This window comes from Pseudoalteromonas sp. SANK 73390, from assembly GCF_054966645.1.
Window position 1 is genome coordinate 262,599 of record NZ_ARPN01000109.1, and the last position, 19,897, is coordinate 282,495.

Below are 19,897 nucleotides of genomic sequence, written 5' to 3' on the forward strand. Positions count from 1 at the left end.
TTTGTTAAAAAAAAGTTCGAAATATTTATTGTCTTTTTTTGCCTAAATTCATGATGTAAATGATTTTATTGTTTTTTTATAAAATATGACTCAATTGGTTATAAAACATAATATTTACATATAAGTGGATTTTGTGTAGCTTGAAGATACACGGGAACAGCATAGGCATAGGTTTAATATGCCACTCAGTATAGTAGGAACGAATATGGGCAAAGTAAATTGTAAAGCGACGATAGTAACCCGAACTGCTGTATGTAGATCGGATGAAAACCTTGATAGCATTAGAAGCTTACTTAAACTTTTAAATATAACTGCCAATGTACTTCAATGCGATAAAGCACTGATGGAGCTTCCCATTGAGCAAATGGTTTTTGTAGACTTAACCGGCTTTTCATGTGAAGAAGTATATTCTTTTGATATGGCGGTACTAGCGAAAAGAAAGTCACTTATATTATTTAACGCCTCGGAAGGTCTGGTTGATGAACGCCGAGCCTTGTTAGCGGGAGTTAAGGGGGTCATTTATGCCAAAGATGAGCCGGATATAAAACTAAAAGGCATCAAAGCGATGAAAGAAGGTGAACTCTGGTTTCGACGCAGCATTATCAGTAGCACTTTTTCTGAACTATTAATAGAGCATGCTATCTTCAGCAGTCCATCGCCGGCACCGCAACTTGAAGATGGCACCTTTAATTTAACCAAACGTGAGAAAACTATCGTTAAGTTAATTGCTGAAGGGGCGCAAAACAAAGAGATCGCTAATCGATTACATATTAGCGATCATACTGTAAAGACTCATCTCTATAGCGCTTTTCGAAAAACTAAATCAAGAAACCGTATAGAGTTGCTTAACTGGGCGAGGCAATTTTTTCCTGATGCGTTGACTCGGTCTTATTCTGAGTAGGGGGGCGGGCAGACCAAATACCTTTATCTATGCCGCTATGGATAAGGTCTACTAATGCTTTTTCGATAGCTTGCTTTACACAGATATGCATAGGCTCGTTATTAGTATAACCCCCTTCAGCTTCAGCAAGTCGCTTGTAGCTGACATATCTAAAAAAACCAGCTCGTACTTCAAAGCTTAACACGGTTTTTGTTGTTGCAACGGAGGTCAATACAACGCCTGTGCGTACATCTACTGCTCGCATATAAATAGAAATCACATCCTCGCGATATAGCTCAGATAAGCCAATACCAAAGTATTCAGCACCCAAACCTCCGGTTTTAGTGTTTGAGTCGTAACTAATAATACCGCCTTCGAGAATAATTTTAGCCGTTTTAAGTGGTGGGAGTTTGTCACTTTCATTGCCATTACTGTCTTGTGCTGCACGGATGATTTTTCTCTCCGTGAGAATATTTTGCAAACCTTCACGTTCAACGGGGACAAACCATGGCGTTTCACTGAGTGCTTGAACCAGTATCGCAGAGGCACCTTGTGTCACCGCAGTAGAAAATGAACTAACGTTGGCAATTGGTTTGTATTGGCCTGTTTGATCGCGAAATGAATAAACTGAAACAGGAATGCTGCCCATCGGTTTTGGTAATGAATTGAGATCCTCATAGGTATCTGTTGGTGCTAATGTTTGCGCTTTAGTTATTTCTGGCGGTAGGGTATTTGCGATATGAGAGCACCCGCTTGAAATTAAGGTTATGAAAAATAAGCTAATAAATTGTATTTTATGGAAGCGCATTAGCAAACCTCGGGATCTCTATTGTGGTTACTTCTCCAGAGATAAGGTTCGTAATCTCTATTGTAATGCTATCGGGGTTACTGGTTAGCATTCTAATTTGGTGGTCCCCGCTGGTAAATATTGAATCCTGACCAAAGACGTTTTCGTCAGAGCTTTCACCAAATGCTAAGTCAGTTACTTCACGTACGATTCTATTGATATAAGATCGCTCAAGTGACTCCTGCATTTTTTCAGCATAACTTTTTGGTTCCGTATGCGCTTTGTGTTTGTTTTGTGCCTGGGCTTTATTCATTAGCATACTAGCATTGAGCGGACTACCGCCGAAACTAGGGTTGATAGGTGTGTAGACTAGCTCACTGGCGTAGCTACTTTGGCTTATAGCCAACATAAAGAGTAGGTGTTTTTTCATAGTTATAGACCACTGCTTGATAAGTCATCACTAAACTTGCTGAAGTTATTACTAGCAAGTACTTTAATTAAAATAAGTGCCGCTTGTTCTACTTGGTCGTCAATGGGTTTTAAACGCCGACCTAAGTAGGTGGTGTAGACCATCTGATTATTTAGTTCTACGGTTAAAATTGTTCCAGCTTTAGGTATTAATGTTTCCTTGATAGTCACAGTTGCGCCTGCTGTTGAAGGAATATCTTGCCAAAGGACACTCAGCTGCCGGTAAAAATTATGCCCAGAGCGGCTGATACTTTGATCTAATAAAAAGCCACCAATGTCGACTGATTTACTCACTGTGCTCATCAGCAGAAGCGAACACATAGTCACTGTCGTGATGAATACACGTATTGACTTGATGAAGAGACTAAAGCGCTCAGGTATTAATTTGCTAATGCACTCTATTGACATAGGTTGTACCTAGGAATAAAAAGGTGCCCTGAGGCACCACTTTTAATTGGTTGTCTATTAAATTACTGCTGTACGATTGTAGTCGTGTTGTAATCACCGAGTTGGGTCACAGATACATCACCGTTTAGCTGAGACATGCTGCCTTCAACTAAGTTTCCAGTGCCGTCTTGCACAACATTAAAGCTTAAGTCGTTACCAGCTATTTCAAAAGCACCTTGGTTAAGGCCGACAACCATATTCATGTCACCCGTTTGGGCAATATCAACGCTGTTGTTAGAGCCTTCTAGCATTAAGTCGATGGCATTTAAATTACCGTCTTGCATCAAATCGATGGTGTTATTTTGACTAGCTACTTCGCTGCTCAAAGTCACACTCACACCATTTTCATTACCATTTTGGGTAGCAGATATTGAGTTACCTGTTGTTGCTAAAGCCGTATCAGGGTAAGACGTTTGTATTAGTGCTTTGTTGGCGTCTCCAACTTGGTTAATTGCAAAGGTGTTGTCTGAGCCATTAAAGTTGGCAATGTGACTGTCATTATTATCACCGAGCTGGATATTGGTAAATAGGTTATTATCACCAATTGTGCCCATATACGCTTTGTTTTGATCGCCTATTTGTGTTGAGTTAAAGGCGTTATCATCCCCTACAATGTCAACTTCTAGCTCATTTAGTTCGCCAGATTGTTGTGCATTTAGGGTATTGTCGGCACCTAAAATCATACCGCTGGTAAAGTCATTATCATCGCCACGTTGTTGAACGATTAATGTATTTTCTTCACCTTCGATAACAGCAAACTCAATTGAGTTTGTGTTGCCAAATTGCTGCGTGTTGAGGTTGTTGTCATCACCATTTAATAAATCAATTTGAAAGTTATTACGGTCACCTTCTTGTTTTATTTCTAGGTCGTTGTCGTTCCCCGTTAACTCATTAACTTCGACTACATTCCAATAACCCTCTTGCTTAATTTCAAATTCATTGTCTTCGCCAATGATTTCATTAAGTTTGACTTCGTGCCATTCGCCGTGCTGATCAATTGTGATTTCATTATTGTGACCTTCTAAGTCATCAATAAATGCCCAATGTCCGCCCGCGCTTTGAGTCACATTGACGATATTATCATCGCCTTGTGCCTTTAGCCTTATTTGATTACCAATCCCACCTTGGCCCGCATCGCCGCTTTGCGCAAACGACAACATATTAGCGTCGCCAGTTAGTTCAATTTTTGTGGCAGCATCGTTACCTGTTTGGTAGTTAGTTATATGATTACTTTGCCCGTTAACTTGAGTAAGTTGAACATTGTTATTACCTTTTTGCTCTGCTGAAATTTGGTTTGCATCGCCAGTTACGCTGGTTTGTGCTCCATTGGTTTCACCACTTTGCAATAAGTTAATTTCGTTACCAGTAGTGGCACCCGCTGTAGAGTTTTGTGTGATTTCTACACGGTTTTGTTGTGCGCCAGCCATGAAGTCGCTTTGAATTGTATCTTGCGTATTTTTACTATCAGGCTGTGCTGCGAAAGCTGCAGTACCATAACCTAGCGCCATTGCAATGGCGCAGGTGATGAGTGATTTTTTAAGCATGATATTGTCCTTGTGTATCCAGTTTTATTTTGTAACGCTGACGTTGAGCACCATCTCATTACCAAGTTGGTTTATCAGCAGTGTTTGTTCACCAAGTTGCGTTAGATTTACGATATTGGCGTCACCTTGCTGCACTATGGACGTAAAGTTGTTATCGCCATATTGAACCAAGTTAACGCTATTGTTAGCGCCTGCTTGTGTTATTTCGGCCAAGTTGTTTGAACCCAATTGCACGAGTGACACCAAGTTCAACTCGTTACCTATTTGCTTTATCGTTGCTTTATTGAATGTTCCGTTTTGCTTTATCGTTGCTTGTAACTGTGCATGTACCGACAACGAAGGGTTTATACTCAAAGATAAGGGGGACTCTTTTAGGTCTTCAGAGCTTGCAAAAGCGCCATGACAACTTATCAAGGTAGCTAGCATTGCCGCGAGCTTGTTAAAGCGAGTGCGGTGTGATGTTGCTAGGTGAGCCCTGTTCTTTGTTATCATATTGTTTCAATTTTACGTCACTGATTACCTTGTACCCCACATTAGAGAAGAGTACCTGAAGAAGGAATACGAAATTTTAATGAATTAAAAGTGTAAATAAAACAGTAATTTGAAATTTTTTAATGAAGCTATTCATAAGATGCAGTAAAAAAGTATTGGTTTTATTTGGGTGGTTAGAATACTTTATTCATACATTATTGTTAATTTAATGTGCTTTCTTATGCTTTTAATCAGTTTTTGTGATTTTAGACTTACTTGCTTGCACGATGCATGTTTTTGGTGTTTGCTAAGTGCGTTGCTAAATTTTATGTTTGAGCACTTTGTTATTGTGCATGACAAAGTGCTAGTAGATTTATTTTATACTCAATTTAAATAAGCGGGAACTCTAAGTGAGTAGCGTCAATATTTGAAGCTACTTGTTACTTAGGTTGTATGCGTGTTGCATGCGGCTTAATACAATAAACTTAATGGATCCCAACAATGAAATTAAAATTATCAGCTCTAACTCTTGCATTAATTCCTTGTCTTTCACAGGCTGCTATTCATATTGATAAAGAAACAATAAGTGCTGCTGATGACGCGCTAATCGTTGTTTATAAGAAAAATGCATCAAAAGAGCAGCGTATTTCGGCGAGAAAGCTAGTTGCAGCTAAAATCAGTGACCTTAACCAAGATGAAATTGATGATGCATATCGACATGTTCTAAAAGGTCGCTTGGCTAAATTCAAGTTAGACAAAAGTGATGTAAAGGATGCACTTAAAGCTTTAAATAATCATCCAGCAATTGAATATGCAGAGCCTGATTATAAAGTGAGTGTTCAGGGTATGCCAGATGATCCTAGATTTGGTGAGCTTTGGGGTTTAAATAATACAGGTCAAACTGGTGGTGTTGCAGATGCGGATATTGATGCACCCGAAGCATGGGATGTGTCTATTGGTAGCCGCGATGTGGTGGTTGGTGTTATTGACACGGGTGTTGATCATACGCATCCAGATCTTGCTGCAAATATGTGGATAAACCCTAATGAAATCCCAGGAGATGGCATCGATAACGATGGTAATGGTTACATTGATGATATCCACGGTATCAACGCGATTACTAATGTAGGCGACCCTATGGATGACCAAGGCCACGGAACACACGTATCAGGAACTATTGGTGCAGTGGGTAACGATGCTACAGGTGTAGTCGGTGTGAACCATGAAGTATCCATTGTTGGTTGTAAATTCTTAGATGCATCTGGTAGTGGTTCAACCTCAGATGCTATCAAGTGTATCGATTACCTAGTTGGTTTACGTGAAGCGGGTGTTGATGTGCGAGTGTCAAACAATAGCTGGGGCGGCGGTGGTTTTAACCAAGCAATGGCAGATGCATTAACCGCATCTGAGCAAGCGGGTATTTTATTCGTTGCCGCAGCAGGTAACAGTGCGGTTGATAATGACTTAAGCCCACATTACCCATCAAGCTATGAGCATGAGTCAGTGTTATCTGTTGCAAGTACCACTGATACCGATGCGATGTCAGGCTTTTCTCAGTGGGGTTTGGTTAGTGTTGATTTAGGCGCACCAGGTTCAGCTATTTTATCTACTGTTCCAGGTGGCGGTTATGATACTTATTCTGGTACGTCAATGGCTACTCCACACGTTGCGGGTGTCGCAGCATTAACACTTTCTGTTAATCCAACTTTAACAACGCAAGAGCTTAAAGCAGTACTTATGGACTCTGGTGATGATAATGAAGCGTTAAACGGCAAAGTTGTATCAGGTAAGCGTTTAAATGCAGCTAGTGCGCTTGAATATGCCGATCCTGAGCCTGGCTTTAGATTATCAGCAAGCCCTGCTTCGCAAGAAATTGTTGCTGGTGAAAGTGCCACTTATAACTTTGATGTGTTATCAGTTGCTGATTGGACGGGTGATGTTGCACTTACAGTAGAAAGTGATTTACCAGGTGCTGTATTGTCAACAGATGTTGTGCAACCAGGTCTAAGCTTCTCATTAACAGTACCAACATCAGACGATACCAGTTGGGGCAGCTATACATTTAATGTAACCGCAACCAGTGGAGAGCTTGTTGAGACTAAACAAGTGTCGTTGTTTGTTTATCCTCAAGGATTAAATGAGTTCAACTATAGCAATGATACAAGTGTAGACATCCCTGATAATGACCCAACGGCTGTGACTTCAGTTATTAGTGTAAATGATGATGTAGTTGTGTTTGACTCAAGTACTTTCTTAGACATTACCCATACATACATTGGTGATTTGGTTGTGACATTAACGTCACCTGCAGGTACAACTGCAACGCTTCATAATAAAGCGGGTGGCAGTGCTGATGATATTAATGACTCGTTTGAGTCAGATGCGTTCAATGGTGAGAATGCAGCCGGTGATTGGGTATTAACAGTAGAAGATACTTTTGCGCAAGATACAGGCACATTAAACCAGTGGTCATTAACGTTGACCGGTTTGGGTGATGTGTCACCTGCAGAACCTGTGGCAGGCTTTAGCTTTGTCGCTGATATGCTAACCGCGACTTTCACAGATACAAGTACTGATGCAAATAACGATATTGCTAGTTGGGCTTGGGACTTTGGTGATGGTAATGCATCAACTGAGCAAAACCCTACACATGAGTTTGCAAGTGCAGGCACTTATGACGTGACATTGACTGTGACAGATGAAACCGGTCTTACAAGCACTAAAGTACATTCAGTAACTGTAGTTGACCAAGAAATTGAACTTAAAGTTAAGCGTGCAAACAAAACACGCTTAGATTATGCGCGTGTTGAACTTGCTTATCATGGGGTATCATCAGATAGTATCGATGTTTATCGTGATGGCGCTAAGGTAGCCACAGCGGATAATACAGGTATTTATCGTGACTTTATTCGTCAAGCTACACAGCAGCAGTATGTATATAAAATCTGTGTTGGCGAAAATATCTGTTCAGAAGAAGTGACAGTGACTTTTAGATAATCGTTTTCATATAAAATAGAGGGGCATAACAGCCCCTCTTTAAAAATTATCTGCACTTTTATGTCACTATTTTTTTCAATATTAAAAACCTACCCACTTAAAGGTGCAAACCTTCGCTAAACCCCTTAGAGTATTTGACTAAATTTAACATCAGTCATTACAAACCATTTTAAAAATATATTTACTTCAATTGTGGTAGAAATAAAATGACTGGTATTTATCATTATATCTAGGCTAGAAGTCATTTTGGCGATATATGTCCATATCAAACTAACGGGTAAAGAGGAATTACCAGCGATACCAAACGCGTTGATAGATGAAGAGCGTCAGCAAGTTGAGCTATGGGTGAAAGAAAAGTTAGGTAAAGATAAGTTTTGGGTTGCAAAATCTAATCAGGTTGTGGTTGATACTAACACTGCAATTTTAGTTGGAGATGAAGAAGGTGCAGCACACCCACATGTCGATAATAGGCAGTTGTGTCGTTATGCGGCTGTGTTGTATTTAACGCCTAAACCAAGAGCTCACTCAGGTACTTCATTTTACCGTTTACGCTATGCAAATCATGCTGCAGAGGGAAGTGCAGTATATGCGCCCTATAAAAACTTAGTCGATGCCTTAAACATAGAGGCTCTGCCAATTAGCGCTTGGTATGAAGATCTTGAGATTGAAACTGTTTCAATCGTTTAGCATTATTTAAAGGGAATTTGGCACACAGTGCCAATGATTATTTTGGTCATAGCAGTGTGGATAAACGTTTGGCGGTGACGTTTTTTTGGATGACCGACGACGAGTAATCTAACACTTCGCGCTCTCGCATTCTGTGCTGCCTCAGGTATAATCCCTTATTCTTCTGCTGGGGTAGCTATGATCTCTAAAAACCAATTAAAGTTGTTACGCGCGTTGGCGCAAAAAAAATATCGAAAACAACATGGTCTGTACTTAGTGCAAGGCCAGAAGAATGTGCAGGAACTATTGACTGCCAATGTCGCAATTGAACAGCTGTTTGCAAGTGCGCAGTTTATCGCTGAACATCAAGCACAATTGCAAAGTATTCAGTATATAGAGACCGACAATGAAAGTTTGACTAAAGCCAGTACGTTAACCAGCAACAGTGCTGCAATTGCGATAGTCAAATTTCCAGAACCACAAGCCATAAACGAATCAGGGATGATCCTAGCCCTAGATGGTGTTTCTGACCCCGGTAATTTAGGCACGATTATTCGCGTTGCTGATTGGTATGGTTTTAAACAAATTGTGCTCAGCGATGACTGTGCTGATCATTTAAATCCAAAAGTGATCAGCGCAACGATGGGATCATTTGTTCGTATTAATGTTGTACGCACTAATTTGCCCGCGTTTCTCTCATGCTATGATGGCGTAATTTATGGGGCATTCTTAGATGGGCAAAGCGTCCATACTACGGCTTTTGCAAAGCGAGGAGTGCTGGTAATGGGCAGTGAATCCCACGGTATTCGTGAGCAAGCTAGCCAATATATAAATACATCTATAACGATACCTGCATTTGGTGCTGCTGAGTCGCTTAATGTGGCAATGGCAACGGGTATAATTTTAGATAATATAAAGCGCGGTAGTTAATTTTTACTACTTGTTTTGCTATCTTTTTCTATAAGTAGTGAATAAAAATAATAATATGCGGCTAAGCAGTATCAAATTGGCGGGTTTCAAGTCGTTTGTTGAACCGACCAAAATACCATTCCCTGATCCCATGACCTGTGTGGTTGGCCCTAACGGCTGTGGTAAATCTAACGTGATTGATGCCGTGCGTTGGGTGCTAGGCGAAAGCTCAGCCAAAAATTTGCGTGGTGATGCGATGATTGATGTCATTTTTAATGGCTCAACTAACCGCAAAGCAATTTCACAAGCCTCAGTCGAGCTTGTATTTGATAATGCTCAAGGGCGTTTACCGGGCACACTTGTAGACAGGAACCAAGTAGCAATTAAACGATTAGTGACTCGAGATGGACAGTCGCTATATTTTCTAAATGGCAGCAAATGCAGAAAACGCGATATTACCGATATATTTTTAGGAACAGGCCTTGGACCGCGTAGTTATGCCATTATAGAGCAAGGAATGATCTCGCGTTTAATTGAAAGCAAGCCACAAGAGCTTAGAGTTTTTTTAGAAGAAGCTGCGGGCGTATCAAAATATAAAGAACGGCGAAGAGAAACGCAAACGCGTATTAAAAGTACCCGCGAGAATTTAGAACGCTTATTAGATGTTCGGCAAGAGCTACAAGTCCAACTCGATAAACTTGCTCTTCAAGCCGAAGAAGCTAAATCGTACCGGGCATTAAAAGCACAAGAGCGCACTTTAAAAGGCGAACTTGCGGTACTTAAGTGGCAAGTGTTGCACCAAAAGCAATTAGAAAAATCAGCGCAAATTGGTCAATTGCAACAACAACTCAACTTTTTAAATACCGCCCATGGTGGTCATGATGATGTGCTTGCCACTTTAGAGGGCAAAGTGGCCCATATTAGTGATGAAATAAGTGTCCAGCAAGATAGTATTCATCAAATCCATACTGAGCTAACTCGCACTGAACAGCAAAAGATACACATAGTTGATAAGTTACGTCATGTGCAGCAAAGCATTGATAAACAGCAACAGGTTTATAGCGAGGCAGGGCACTTATTAGTCGCGCAAAAAGAACAAGTTGCACAACACTATGATGTATTGCAACAAAGCATCGAAGATGGGCTTATTCATCAAGCGAAACATCAAGAGTGTGATGAGCACCATCAATCGTTATTAGAAGACTTTAGTGAATTAGAAGCGCAGCAACAAACGTTACAAACCCAACAAAATAATGCGTTACAAGCACAACATCAAGCTCAACAAAATTTTTCTATTGCACAACAGGCTTACACCCATGCACAAGAGAAGTATCAAGTTATCGATGAGCAGCTATACCAATTAAAAGAACAAAACTTAGAAGCTGAACTTGTTGAGCAACGTCAGTTATACAGTGAAAAGACGCAAGATATGGCGCGTTTACAGTCGCAAGCATGTGAGTTCACAGAACGTTTGACTGAGTTACAGGGAAAAAAAGAGGTACTCTACAATGAGTACCAAGATTGCCAAACAGAACATGCTAACTGTGTTGCAAATGTTAATGCGCTTAATCAAGTACTTGTGAAAAAAAATAGTACGAGCGAGCAGAGTTATCTAACAGATTTACGTGTACAGGTCGGTTATGAACAGGTTGTTGAACGTGCACTGCTTGGCTTAACACAGTTAAAATCAGCGTTAGCATTGAGCAATGATGCTGTTTGGCCATTGGAACAGCCGAGTGTATTGGGTTCTGTGGCCAGTGTGATTGAATCAGGGTGTTACCCTGCATTATTGAACCATATTCAGTTACTTGAGCAAGGGCAAGTCTATGCCGATAATGAAAAATGGTTGCTTGCCATAGACAGGAATGCTTGCATGTATGGCGCAAATTGGCGTTCAAGTAATACAAGTGCTGAGCAAAGTGGTAGTGTATTGCTACAGCATGCTAAATTAAGGGACCTTGAACAGCAGTTGCCTTTACTCAAGTTGAAAAAAACTGATTTGAGTGCGCAGTTAGACACATTAGAACTGGCCTATAAAGACTGCTGTCATGCTCAGCAACTGAATAAAACACAGGTGCATCAGCTTGCTCAAGAAATGGCAAGTAGCCAAACTCGTATCGATATGCTGATACAGCAAGTGGCTGTATGGCAAGAAAAACAGCAGGTACTTTCAGAGCAGTTACTCAGTACACAAGCAAAGTATGCGCTTCAAGAACAGCAAATGATACAGTGTCAGCAGCTGTTGGACGACTGCAAGCAACAGCTAACAAGTTTGGCGCAACAGCATGCGCATTTTGATGGTGAATTTACACAAGCCAAAAAAGCACTACAAGCTGCATTAAGTGCTAAACAAAAAGCGCAGCACCTGTTACATGATGCAAAATTGGCACAGCAACAAGCAAACAGTGACTGGCAGTTAAGCCAATCAAAAGCTGAGCATTTAGCACAAAGTCAAACACAAGCTCATGCGCACTTACAAGAGTTACTAGAAGAGCAAATGTTATTGCAAGAACCGCAAGCAGAGGCCGATGAGCAAATTGCTTTGTTATTAGCAGAACATGAACAGCAGCAAAATATTTTATTGGCGCTACAAGCACAGCTCAATGAAGCAAAAACTAAACTACAAGAAAAACAAGCAAGCTTGAAAAGTGCGCAATCTGAGGTTCAGGTGCTCAATGATAAGTTGCAGCAATTAAAATTAGACGAGCAAGGGTTAATGATTAAAGCTCAAGGCGCTTTAGAGCCATTGCAAGAGCTACAGCAAAATTTAAAATCGGTGTTAGAGCAGTTAACAGGTCAAGCAACACCAAACGAACATCAGGCGCGATTAACTAAAGTAAGCCAAAATTTGTCTCAATTAGGGGCTGTCAATTTAGCTGCAATTGACGAATTTGAACAAACTAAAACGCGAAAAGAGTACCTTGATACTCAATTAGCTGATTTAAGTGCCGCACTTGATACCCTTGAAGGGGCAATAAAGAAAATAGACAGAGAAACTAAAACGCGCTTTAAAGCTACATTTGAGCAAGTTAATGAAGACTTAGCCGAGTTATTTCCGAAAGTATTTGGTGGTGGTAGTGCCTACTTGGAATTAACCAGTGATGACTTACTAGAAAGTGGTGTTTCTATCATGGCCAGACCACCAGGTAAGAAAAACTCGACAATTCATCTGTTAAGTGGTGGAGAAAAAGCGCTGACCGCATTATCATTGGTGTTTTCTATATTTAGACTTAATCCTGCACCATTTTGTATGCTTGATGAAGTTGATGCGCCGCTTGATGATGCCAATGTTGGACGATTTTGTCGTTTGGTTGAAGAGATGTCACAAACGGTGCAATTTATTTATATCAGCCACAATAAAATAGCCATGGAAATGGCTGGTAGGTTGACGGGGGTAACTATGGCAGAACCTGGGGTTTCGCGTATGGTTGCCGTTGATATTGAACAAGCAGTGCAGATGGCACAAGCGTAATAATAAAAAGGTGAGTGATGGCCACAGAATTGAGATGGGCGTTAATCGTGATCAGCGCATTAGTGATTGGTGGATTGCTGATCCATGGACTTTGGTCAGTGCGTAAAAAGAATAGTGATGAACAACCACAGCCTAGAGTGCAGCCAGATAGTCATAAATCAAAACCGAATGATGAACATGGCACAGCAACGCTTGATGATGAGCCTGATATTGGCGAATTGAGTTTTGCTGCAACCGATGATGAACCTCACCATGATACTTCTGATCCAGTAGAGTTGGCAGAGCATGATGAAACGGGTGACGATCAAAGCGCCAGCCAAGTTGATGACGCAAAGAGTGATGCCCCACAAGCCCAGGAGTTTATCATTTTGCACATTGAAATGCCGCAAGGGTTAACAATGGCGGGTTCTCGCTTATTGCCATCGGTGTTGAGTCTGGGCTTTAAATACTCGGATGAGGGCTTTTTTAATCGTCATGTAGAGCCTTCGGGTAATGGTCCGGTACTATTTAGGTTAGTAAATATGTTTAACCCAGGTACGTTTGATATTGATAATATGGAACAATTTAGTACTGCTGGGGTGAGCTTGTTTATGACGTTACCATGCGATGGTGATGGCTTAGCTGCATTTAACATGCTCCACGGTGCTGCGAAGAAGTTGGCTGATGAATTTGGTGCAACTGTATTAGATAGCCATCGTGAACCATTGAGTGTAAGTACCGTACGCGCTTATGTAGAAAAGGTACGTGAGTTTTCATAAGCCCAAAGGCTAAATTAATTTTAAGCCACGCTCTTAAAGGGTCGTGGCTTTTGTGTTTTAGAGGTAGCAATGTCAGAGTCAATAAATAGTCAAATTCTTAGTTTGAGAGCACAGTTAGAAGATCACAATTATCAATATTATGTCATGGATAATCCAGTGGTCCCAGATGCTGAATATGACCGTTTAATGCAAGCTCTAATAGCGCTTGAAACAGCTAACCCTGAATTGTTAACTGTCGATTCGCCATCACAAAAAGTGGGTGGTCAAGCACTGGGGAAATTTGAGCAAGTAACACACCAAGTACCTATGTTATCGCTTGACAATGCGTTTGATGACGCAGAGTTTTCGGCATTTAATCGCCGAATTAAGGAGCGCTTACTTAGTGCTGACGAGCTTGATTTTTGCTGTGAGCCTAAGCTTGATGGCCTAGCTGTATCGATTTTATATCGAGATGGAATATTGGTGCAGGCGGCAACTCGCGGTGATGGACAGGTGGGGGAAAATATCACCGAGAATGTGAAAACTATTCGTAACATTCCACTGCGCTTACGTGGCGATAATATTCCACAAGAGCTGGAAGTTCGTGGCGAAGTCTTTATGGACAGCGCTGGATTTACACGTTTGAATGAAACAGCTATAGCCAAAGGTGAAAAAACCTTTGCTAACCCGCGTAATGCAGCAGCTGGCAGCTTGCGTCAATTAGACTCAAAAGTGACGGCTAAGCGGCCATTGATGTTTTATGCTTATTCTCTGGGCGTGGTACAAGGTGCTGAGTTACCTAATGAGCATTTTGCACAGCTCAAAAAGTTAACGCAGTGGGGCTTTCCTATGTGCCCTGAAACACGATTAGTATCAGGCACCAAAGCGGTGCTTGCCTATTATCATGACATTTTAACTCGACGTGCTAACTTGGCTTATGAAATTGATGGCGTGGTTATTAAAGTGAATAACAAAGCTTACCAGCTGCAGTTAGGCTTTGTCGCGCGAGCGCCACGCTGGGCAATCGCATTTAAGTTTCCAGCACAAGAAGAGATCACACAGTTACTTGATGTTGAGTTTCAAGTCGGGCGTACCGGCGCAATTACACCCGTTGCACGCTTAGAGCCTGTGTTTGTAGGTGGTGTAACGGTATCGAATGCAACTTTGCATAACCGTGATGAAATAGAGCGTTTAGGCGTTAAAGTTGGTGATACGGTGATCGTGCGCCGAGCCGGGGATGTTATTCCACAGGTTACGCAGGTTGTGTTAGAACGTCGTCCGGATAACGCCAAAGAAATCGAATTTCCAGCCAGTTGCCCTGTGTGTGACTCTCATATTGAGCGTATTGAAGGGGAGGCCGTGACGCGTTGTACAGGCGGCTTGGTGTGCCAAGCGCAGCGCAAGCAAGCAATTAAGCACTTTGCCTCGAGAAAGGCGCTGGATGTAGATGGCTTGGGAGATAAGATTGTTGAACAGCTGGTAGAGCGTGAACTCGTTCATACACCGGCTGACTTATTTATTTTAAAGCAGGGCCACTTTGAATCTTTGGAACGAATGGGTCCAAAATCAGCGAAAAACTTAGTAGAGGCTTTGGAGAGTGCAAAAACGACGACATTGGCTAAGTTTCTTTATGCACTAGGCATTCGAGAGGTGGGTGAAGCGACTGCCCAAAATTTGGCAAATCACTTTTTAACACTGGAAAAGGTGATAGCGGCGCCAATAGATGCGTTGCAAGAAGTCAGCGATGTAGGCGTCATTGTTGCCAAGCATTTGCATGCATTCTTTAATGAGCGGCATAACAAAGAGGTTGTAAATAAGCTAATTGAAGTAGGCTTGAATTGGCCTGATATTGCTCAAAAGTCAAAGCAAGAACAGCCGCTTGCGGGCTTAACTTACGTATTGACGGGTACATTGAGTCAGTTAAATCGTAACGATGCGAAAGCGCGGTTGCAGGTGCTAGGTGCTAAAGTGTCTGGTAGTGTTTCAAAAAACACCCATGCTTTAGTTGCCGGAGAAAAGGCAGGTTCCAAGCTGACTAAAGCGCAGGAGTTAGGTATTGAGGTGCTAGATGAACAGGCTCTAATTGCATTATTTGCTGAGCATGAATGAGTGTGACCGCAGACAACTAGCAGGTTTTATACATATGTGTAACCATTGATCATTCTAGCGAGCTACATGAGTCATTAACTACGTTAAAAATGGCTCATGTAGAATAGCGACTGGCCAATATTTTTTCTGGTTGCTGAGTCACTTATTTAATGCAACTGGCTTTATACCTAAAATGTGCGTGAAGTTAGGCCAATAATAGCGTGAGGCCAAGGTCAGCTACTGACATTATAAATGTTTTACCAAAAAGTAGCTGGTGTGCTCAGGCGGGGTGTTTTCGAGGATACCATAAACGCTAAAACCTAATTTTTCATAAAATGGCTTGGCTTGAAAGTCGAGCGTTTCAGTGCGAATTTGATGTAGCTTATGTTCATGGGCAAACACCTCTAATCGTTGCATTAATTGCGAACCTAAACCTGAACCTCGGGCACTTTCACTCACCCATAACAGCTCCAAAACACAGTGGCTCCACGCTATACTTGCCTGCAGACCACCTATTATTTCATCACCATTTTGCGCGGTTATCACAAATTTATGTCCAGTGCCATGTGGGGTGTCATTTGGCAAAAACGGTGCATTAAAATCAGCTATTCCTTGATGGATAGCTGCGAGCTGTGTTTGGGTGGGGGAAGTTGAAAGTACTATTTTCAAATGATGTTCCTAAAGTAGCTAATCGTTTTGGTAATATAAGTCATTCCATTGTTTAAATTAAATATTTGGTCAATTATAGGCTCCCAACTAGTTTGCCTGATGAAGCTGATGTAAACAAGCTTGTTGGTCGAGTGCTGTAATAGTATGTAATCGCTTTTTTTGCCATGTTACTTAATACTCATCAGAAGACTTGATTAATACGACATAAAATAAGGTGAATGCTATGCCAGTGAATGAACAAGTAACAGACTCAGTAACACAAGTAAATACAAAAGTAGTGGGAGAAACGCCAGCAATGGCTATGGGAAATTTGTTAATGGCTAGAAGTCAGGCTTTGAGTTATAACGCTCATAATGCGATATCGGCTCAGCAGCAGGCTCAAATTACGATGCAAGCGGCAACAGTGCAGGGTGTTAATGCGCTGAGCACTGTTGGCTTAATGGCACTCGTTAAGCAAAATAATAAGAAATAGCCTTGTTTCCTCAAGGCAGAGCCTGCGTCGCATATTCTATGTAAGCTCGGTGATAATGTAGAAAAAATACCTAAAAGGTTCAACCAATGGATTACACTGCGTTGTCATGTGCTATTAACATCAATTACTATGTTACACAGCCCATACCTAGTATTGAAAACTCTTGATTTGAAAAAAGTTCATATCTCAAAGAATCACAGTCCCTAGAATTTGTGAGCAGAAATAAATGTGCATTGTATAGTGCTTTTTAAACAATGAAGGGAAAGTACACAATAGTAACAAACACTGCGTTTGAGTGTTTTTTAATACCCTATCAAAGCCATCAGGTATTACTTTATTTGAGCTAATAAACGGTAAGTTGGGCTAATTTCAAGTAACCTAAACGATAAGCCTTGAATCTATGCCAGCTAAACTCCATGATACATAGAATATGAACAGTATGGTTCTAATTGCTCTTAACTTCGAGTAAACACAATTATAGCTAAAATGAACCCGTTTGGAGTAGAACAATGAAGCAGTATGGCCCAGAATATTGGGACAAATATGGTGTATATCGTACACCTTTCGGGTTTAACCTCACTTTAATCGTGCTTCTAAGAGCTTATCTGTTGTGGATTTTTTCAGCGGTTGCTCGACGCCCTGACTTAGATTTAATGTCATTGTTTTTTCAGTCAAAGATGCATTTTTTTGTGGCATTGGGTATTGGTGCTGTCGCGTTAGTGCCGACCATTGTGTTTTCGTTACGCAGACCAACGAGTTCACAAAAGTTAGCAACGTATTGGCGTTATATGCGCTGGCCACTGTTAGCGACAGCGGTTGCTGATTTAACATGGTTGAGTATGCAGGCTGCGCAAAGTCATTATCAGTTTTCGATGTTTATTGCTGTGCAAATGGTGATGCTGTTATGGGTAATTTTATATTTGCTAAAGAGTAAATATTTAAGCTGCTTTTTTAATGATTGGCCTGAGCCTGAAGAGCAAAGCAAAGTTAAATAAGGTACTACTATGTTAAAATGGAAAGATATTTTAAATTTTGCGGCTGATGGTAGCCTTAAGCCTACCTTTCGAGTCGAGAAAAGCCCACAGCAGTGGCAAAGTGAGCTTAGTGACGAGGTTTACTTTGTTACACGCAACAAAGGTACAGAAAGGCCATATAGCAGCGCTAGTTGCAGCTTGTTTGAGCCAGGAAAGTATGCATGCGTATGCTGTGATAATGTATTATTTGACGCACATGAGAAGTTTGAGAGCGGTTCTGGCTGGCCTTCTTTTACTCAACCTGTGCAGGATAATGCGATAGCTTATATTGGCGATAGCTCAGCGGGTATGCAGCGCATAGAAATCATTTGCAACGCATGTGATGCACATTTAGGACATGTTTTCCCCGATGGTCCACCGCCAAGTGGGTTACGTTATTGTGTTAATGCATTATCAATGGTCAAGCTCTAATCGAGTGATAAACCCAGTTCTTGTATGTGCGAGATAAGTTTTGCGAAACGTTCATGTTGCTCTGCATCAAGGGGCATTGTACTTAAAGTTTGATAACATTTTTTTGCAAGGGTGGAGTTAAACGTGCCACCACTTTTGCCGGTGTGATCTAACATGCATTGGAGTAAGTTAAGTGCAATACTGGTGTTTCGTGGCATGATCCTAAAAGCCTGAGTAAAAGCTTCCATTGCAACCTCTAATTGGCCTCGTTTAAATTGGTTGACCGCATGGTTATTTAGTTCTTTAGGACCCATGGTGATATCTTTACGTTCTTGTTGCTGCTGCTCAATATAGCGCATCGTAATTGGGTCACTAACTTGCTTATGATGCTTACAATGCTCAATGATTTGTGTAAACAAATGTTGTGCTTTATTTTGAAAGCCAAGTTCGTGAAAGGCTTTTGCCTTATCTAAAGCAGCATCCACAGAATGTATCGCTGGCTCGTCATCTAACTGCTCAATCAGTTGACGGGCTTTTTTACTTTCGTCTTTTAGATAGTGAATGCGTGCATGCAACACATCTATTTGTGCTTGATTACTGGCATCCGGAAACTGTTTTTTTAAGTCACCTAAATATTGCTGACTTTGTCGGGTTACTCTTTGTATTTGTTCGCTTTGGTCAGTTGTTAAGGCAAAGTCGATGCCAGCTCTTACTGCATTTAAATATACATCTGGCCCATCATGGATAGAGTTTTTTGCATATAGGGCTATTTCCTTCATGGCATTGTAGTTTGATTCGTAGTCATGGTTTAGAGACGCAATTCGTCCGAGTGACTTTTGCCTACTGATATTGCGAGGCGCAATAGATGAGGCTTCTTTTAGCCTTTGTTGGGCTTGTTCAAGTAAGTTTAGTTTAACTTCAAGTTTACCTAGTAAGTTTAAAGCAACGAGCCTAGTCTCTGGGTGCTCTATCATGCTTGCTAGCATGCGCTGTGCCAGCGTATCTTCATTGTTTATGATTAACGTCTCAATCAAGCCAATTTTTGCCCACGTGAATTTTTGTAATTCTAGGGCTGATTTATAAAAGTGCTTGGCATCATCGGTGCGTTTTAGCCTAAGTAAAATTTCGCCTTTTAGTTTGAGTAAAATAGGACTGTACGCATGGTTCTGCTTATCAAGATCCGTATCTATGAGTTTTAACGCTTTAGAATCATTGCCGTCATCAATGAATGCGTAAATACTCTTTAGAGCATGCTTACGTTTTAAAACGCGATCTATCCTCACTTTCAATTCTTTGATTGAGAATGGTTTTACCAAAAACTCATCAGGAGTGAGTTCTAAAATGCTGTGCACAACAGTGGGGCTGGTTTCGGCCGAAACAAAAATAAATGCGGTTGTTTTTTTATGAGTTTTTTATGTTTGAGTTCTTCGTATAGTTGGTAGCCATCTTGTCCATGTGTTAAGTCGAACGAGCATATAATGAGCTCAAAACTGTGCGTTTTACATTGTTCTTTTGCGACCGTGCTGCTTTCAGCAAGTTGTATGTCTCGAAAGCTTAACTGTTCCAAAGAGCGTTTCATATAGCTAAGCGCTAGAGGTTGCTCTTCAACAATTAAAATTTTCGTGTTAACAAAGGGTTGAATACTCACGTAATAAATGAACTTCTAGCAATTGGCTTGCCTCAAGTTTAGTCGTTTATTTGTATATTTAAAATATTTAGAGTACCAGATACAAATTAAATCATTCTAAAGTATTGGTTTTTTGGGTAGTAGCTATTACACCAATTTTATTAAAGCATTGGGCATTTTAGCGAGCGAAATGACTCATTAACATACTTTTTGTTAGAGGAGAGTTTAATCTGTTTGCT

The 19,897-nt window shown here is 40.9% G+C and carries 16 protein-coding genes and 1 pseudogene; 10 read left to right on the plus strand and 7 right to left on the minus strand.

Going from position 1 to position 19,897, the window contains the following annotated elements; genetic code table 11:
* Positions 1-205 precede the first annotated feature (205 nt).
* Positions 206-901 carry a helix-turn-helix transcriptional regulator gene (locus tag SANK73390_RS15165; protein ID WP_462766930.1) on the plus strand — a complete coding sequence of 232 codons (696 nt, stop codon included), beginning with the start codon at positions 206-208 and terminating at the stop codon, positions 899-901.
* Here SANK73390_RS15165 and SANK73390_RS15170 read toward each other — a convergent pair.
* The 5 genes from SANK73390_RS15170 to SANK73390_RS15190 all read right to left on the minus strand — a co-directional run bounded on the left by SANK73390_RS15170 (position 846) and on the right by SANK73390_RS15190 (position 4,618).
* Positions 846-1,688 (minus strand): CsgG/HfaB family protein, encoded by an 843-nt coding sequence (locus tag SANK73390_RS15170; RefSeq protein WP_462766932.1) that lies wholly within the window; start codon positions 1,686-1,688, stop codon positions 846-848. The two genes, SANK73390_RS15165 and SANK73390_RS15170, sit on opposite strands and share 56 nt — an antisense overlap.
* Positions 1,675-2,097, minus strand: a complete 423-nt coding sequence (locus SANK73390_RS15175) for a curli assembly protein CsgF (RefSeq protein ID WP_462766934.1) — start codon at positions 2,095-2,097, stop codon at positions 1,675-1,677. The genes SANK73390_RS15170 and SANK73390_RS15175 overlap by 14 nt, the downstream gene beginning before the upstream one ends.
* A gap of 2 nt (positions 2,098-2,099) precedes the next feature.
* Positions 2,100-2,438, minus strand: coding sequence for a CsgE family curli-type amyloid fiber assembly protein (locus SANK73390_RS15180; protein WP_462766958.1), 339 nt, complete (start codon positions 2,436-2,438; stop codon positions 2,100-2,102).
* 167 nt (positions 2,439-2,605) lie between these two features.
* Positions 2,606-4,126, minus strand: coding sequence for a curlin (locus tag SANK73390_RS15185; RefSeq protein ID WP_462766935.1), 1,521 nt, complete (start codon positions 4,124-4,126; stop codon positions 2,606-2,608).
* Between the two features lie 24 nt (positions 4,127-4,150).
* Positions 4,151-4,618: a curlin subunit CsgB gene (locus SANK73390_RS15190; RefSeq protein WP_462766936.1), complete on the minus strand. Its 468-nt coding sequence runs from the start codon at positions 4,616-4,618 to the stop codon at positions 4,151-4,153.
* Positions 4,619-5,098: 480 nt separating this feature from the next.
* Between SANK73390_RS15190 and SANK73390_RS15195 the strand changes: the two genes are divergently transcribed.
* The 6 genes from SANK73390_RS15195 to ligA all read left to right on the plus strand — a co-directional run bounded on the left by SANK73390_RS15195 (position 5,099) and on the right by ligA (position 15,487).
* Entirely contained in the window at positions 5,099-7,594 is a 2,496-nt protein-coding gene (locus SANK73390_RS15195) for a S8 family serine peptidase (protein ID WP_462766937.1), read from the plus strand.
* Between the two features lie 246 nt (positions 7,595-7,840).
* Positions 7,841-8,281 (plus strand): DUF6445 family protein, encoded by a 441-nt coding sequence (locus tag SANK73390_RS15200; protein ID WP_462766938.1) that lies wholly within the window; start codon positions 7,841-7,843, stop codon positions 8,279-8,281.
* 177 nt (positions 8,282-8,458) lie between these two features.
* Positions 8,459-9,190 carry a TrmH family RNA methyltransferase gene (locus tag SANK73390_RS15205; RefSeq protein WP_462766939.1) on the plus strand — a complete coding sequence of 244 codons (732 nt, stop codon included), beginning with the start codon at positions 8,459-8,461 and terminating at the stop codon, positions 9,188-9,190.
* 55 nt (positions 9,191-9,245) lie between these two features.
* Positions 9,246-12,641 carry a chromosome segregation SMC family protein gene (locus SANK73390_RS15210; RefSeq protein WP_462766941.1) on the plus strand — a complete coding sequence of 1,132 codons (3,396 nt, stop codon included), beginning with the start codon at positions 9,246-9,248 and terminating at the stop codon, positions 12,639-12,641.
* Positions 12,642-12,658: 17 nt separating this feature from the next.
* A complete protein-coding gene (gene zipA / locus SANK73390_RS15215) occupies positions 12,659-13,399 on the plus strand; it encodes a cell division protein ZipA (protein WP_462766943.1) in 741 nt (246 codons plus the stop codon).
* 69 nt (positions 13,400-13,468) lie between these two features.
* Entirely contained in the window at positions 13,469-15,487 is a 2,019-nt protein-coding gene (gene ligA, locus SANK73390_RS15220; protein ID WP_462766944.1) for an NAD-dependent DNA ligase LigA, read from the plus strand.
* A gap of 225 nt (positions 15,488-15,712) precedes the next feature.
* On the opposite strand, the gene SANK73390_RS15225 is transcribed toward ligA, so the two are convergent.
* Positions 15,713-16,135 (minus strand): GNAT family N-acetyltransferase, encoded by a 423-nt coding sequence (locus SANK73390_RS15225; protein WP_462766946.1) that lies wholly within the window; start codon positions 16,133-16,135, stop codon positions 15,713-15,715.
* A gap of 223 nt (positions 16,136-16,358) precedes the next feature.
* Between SANK73390_RS15225 and SANK73390_RS15230 the strand changes: the two genes are divergently transcribed.
* From SANK73390_RS15230 to msrB, 3 genes are all read left to right on the plus strand, one after another.
* Positions 16,359-16,607 carry a RebB family R body protein gene (locus SANK73390_RS15230; RefSeq protein ID WP_462766947.1) on the plus strand — a complete coding sequence of 83 codons (249 nt, stop codon included), beginning with the start codon at positions 16,359-16,361 and terminating at the stop codon, positions 16,605-16,607.
* Positions 16,608-17,116: 509 nt separating this feature from the next.
* Complete coding sequence (locus tag SANK73390_RS15235) at positions 17,117-17,602, plus strand: DUF2919 domain-containing protein (RefSeq protein WP_462766948.1); 486 nt, start codon at positions 17,117-17,119, stop codon at positions 17,600-17,602.
* 9 nt (positions 17,603-17,611) lie between these two features.
* Positions 17,612-18,052, plus strand: a complete 441-nt coding sequence (msrB, locus tag SANK73390_RS15240; RefSeq protein ID WP_462766949.1) for a peptide-methionine (R)-S-oxide reductase MsrB — start codon at positions 17,612-17,614, stop codon at positions 18,050-18,052.
* Here the strand turns inward: msrB and SANK73390_RS15245 are convergent.
* Positions 18,049-19,679: pseudogene (locus SANK73390_RS15245) on the minus strand (response regulator). The gene msrB and the pseudogene SANK73390_RS15245 sit on opposite strands and share 4 nt — an antisense overlap.
* Between the last annotated feature and the right edge of the window lie 218 nt (positions 19,680-19,897).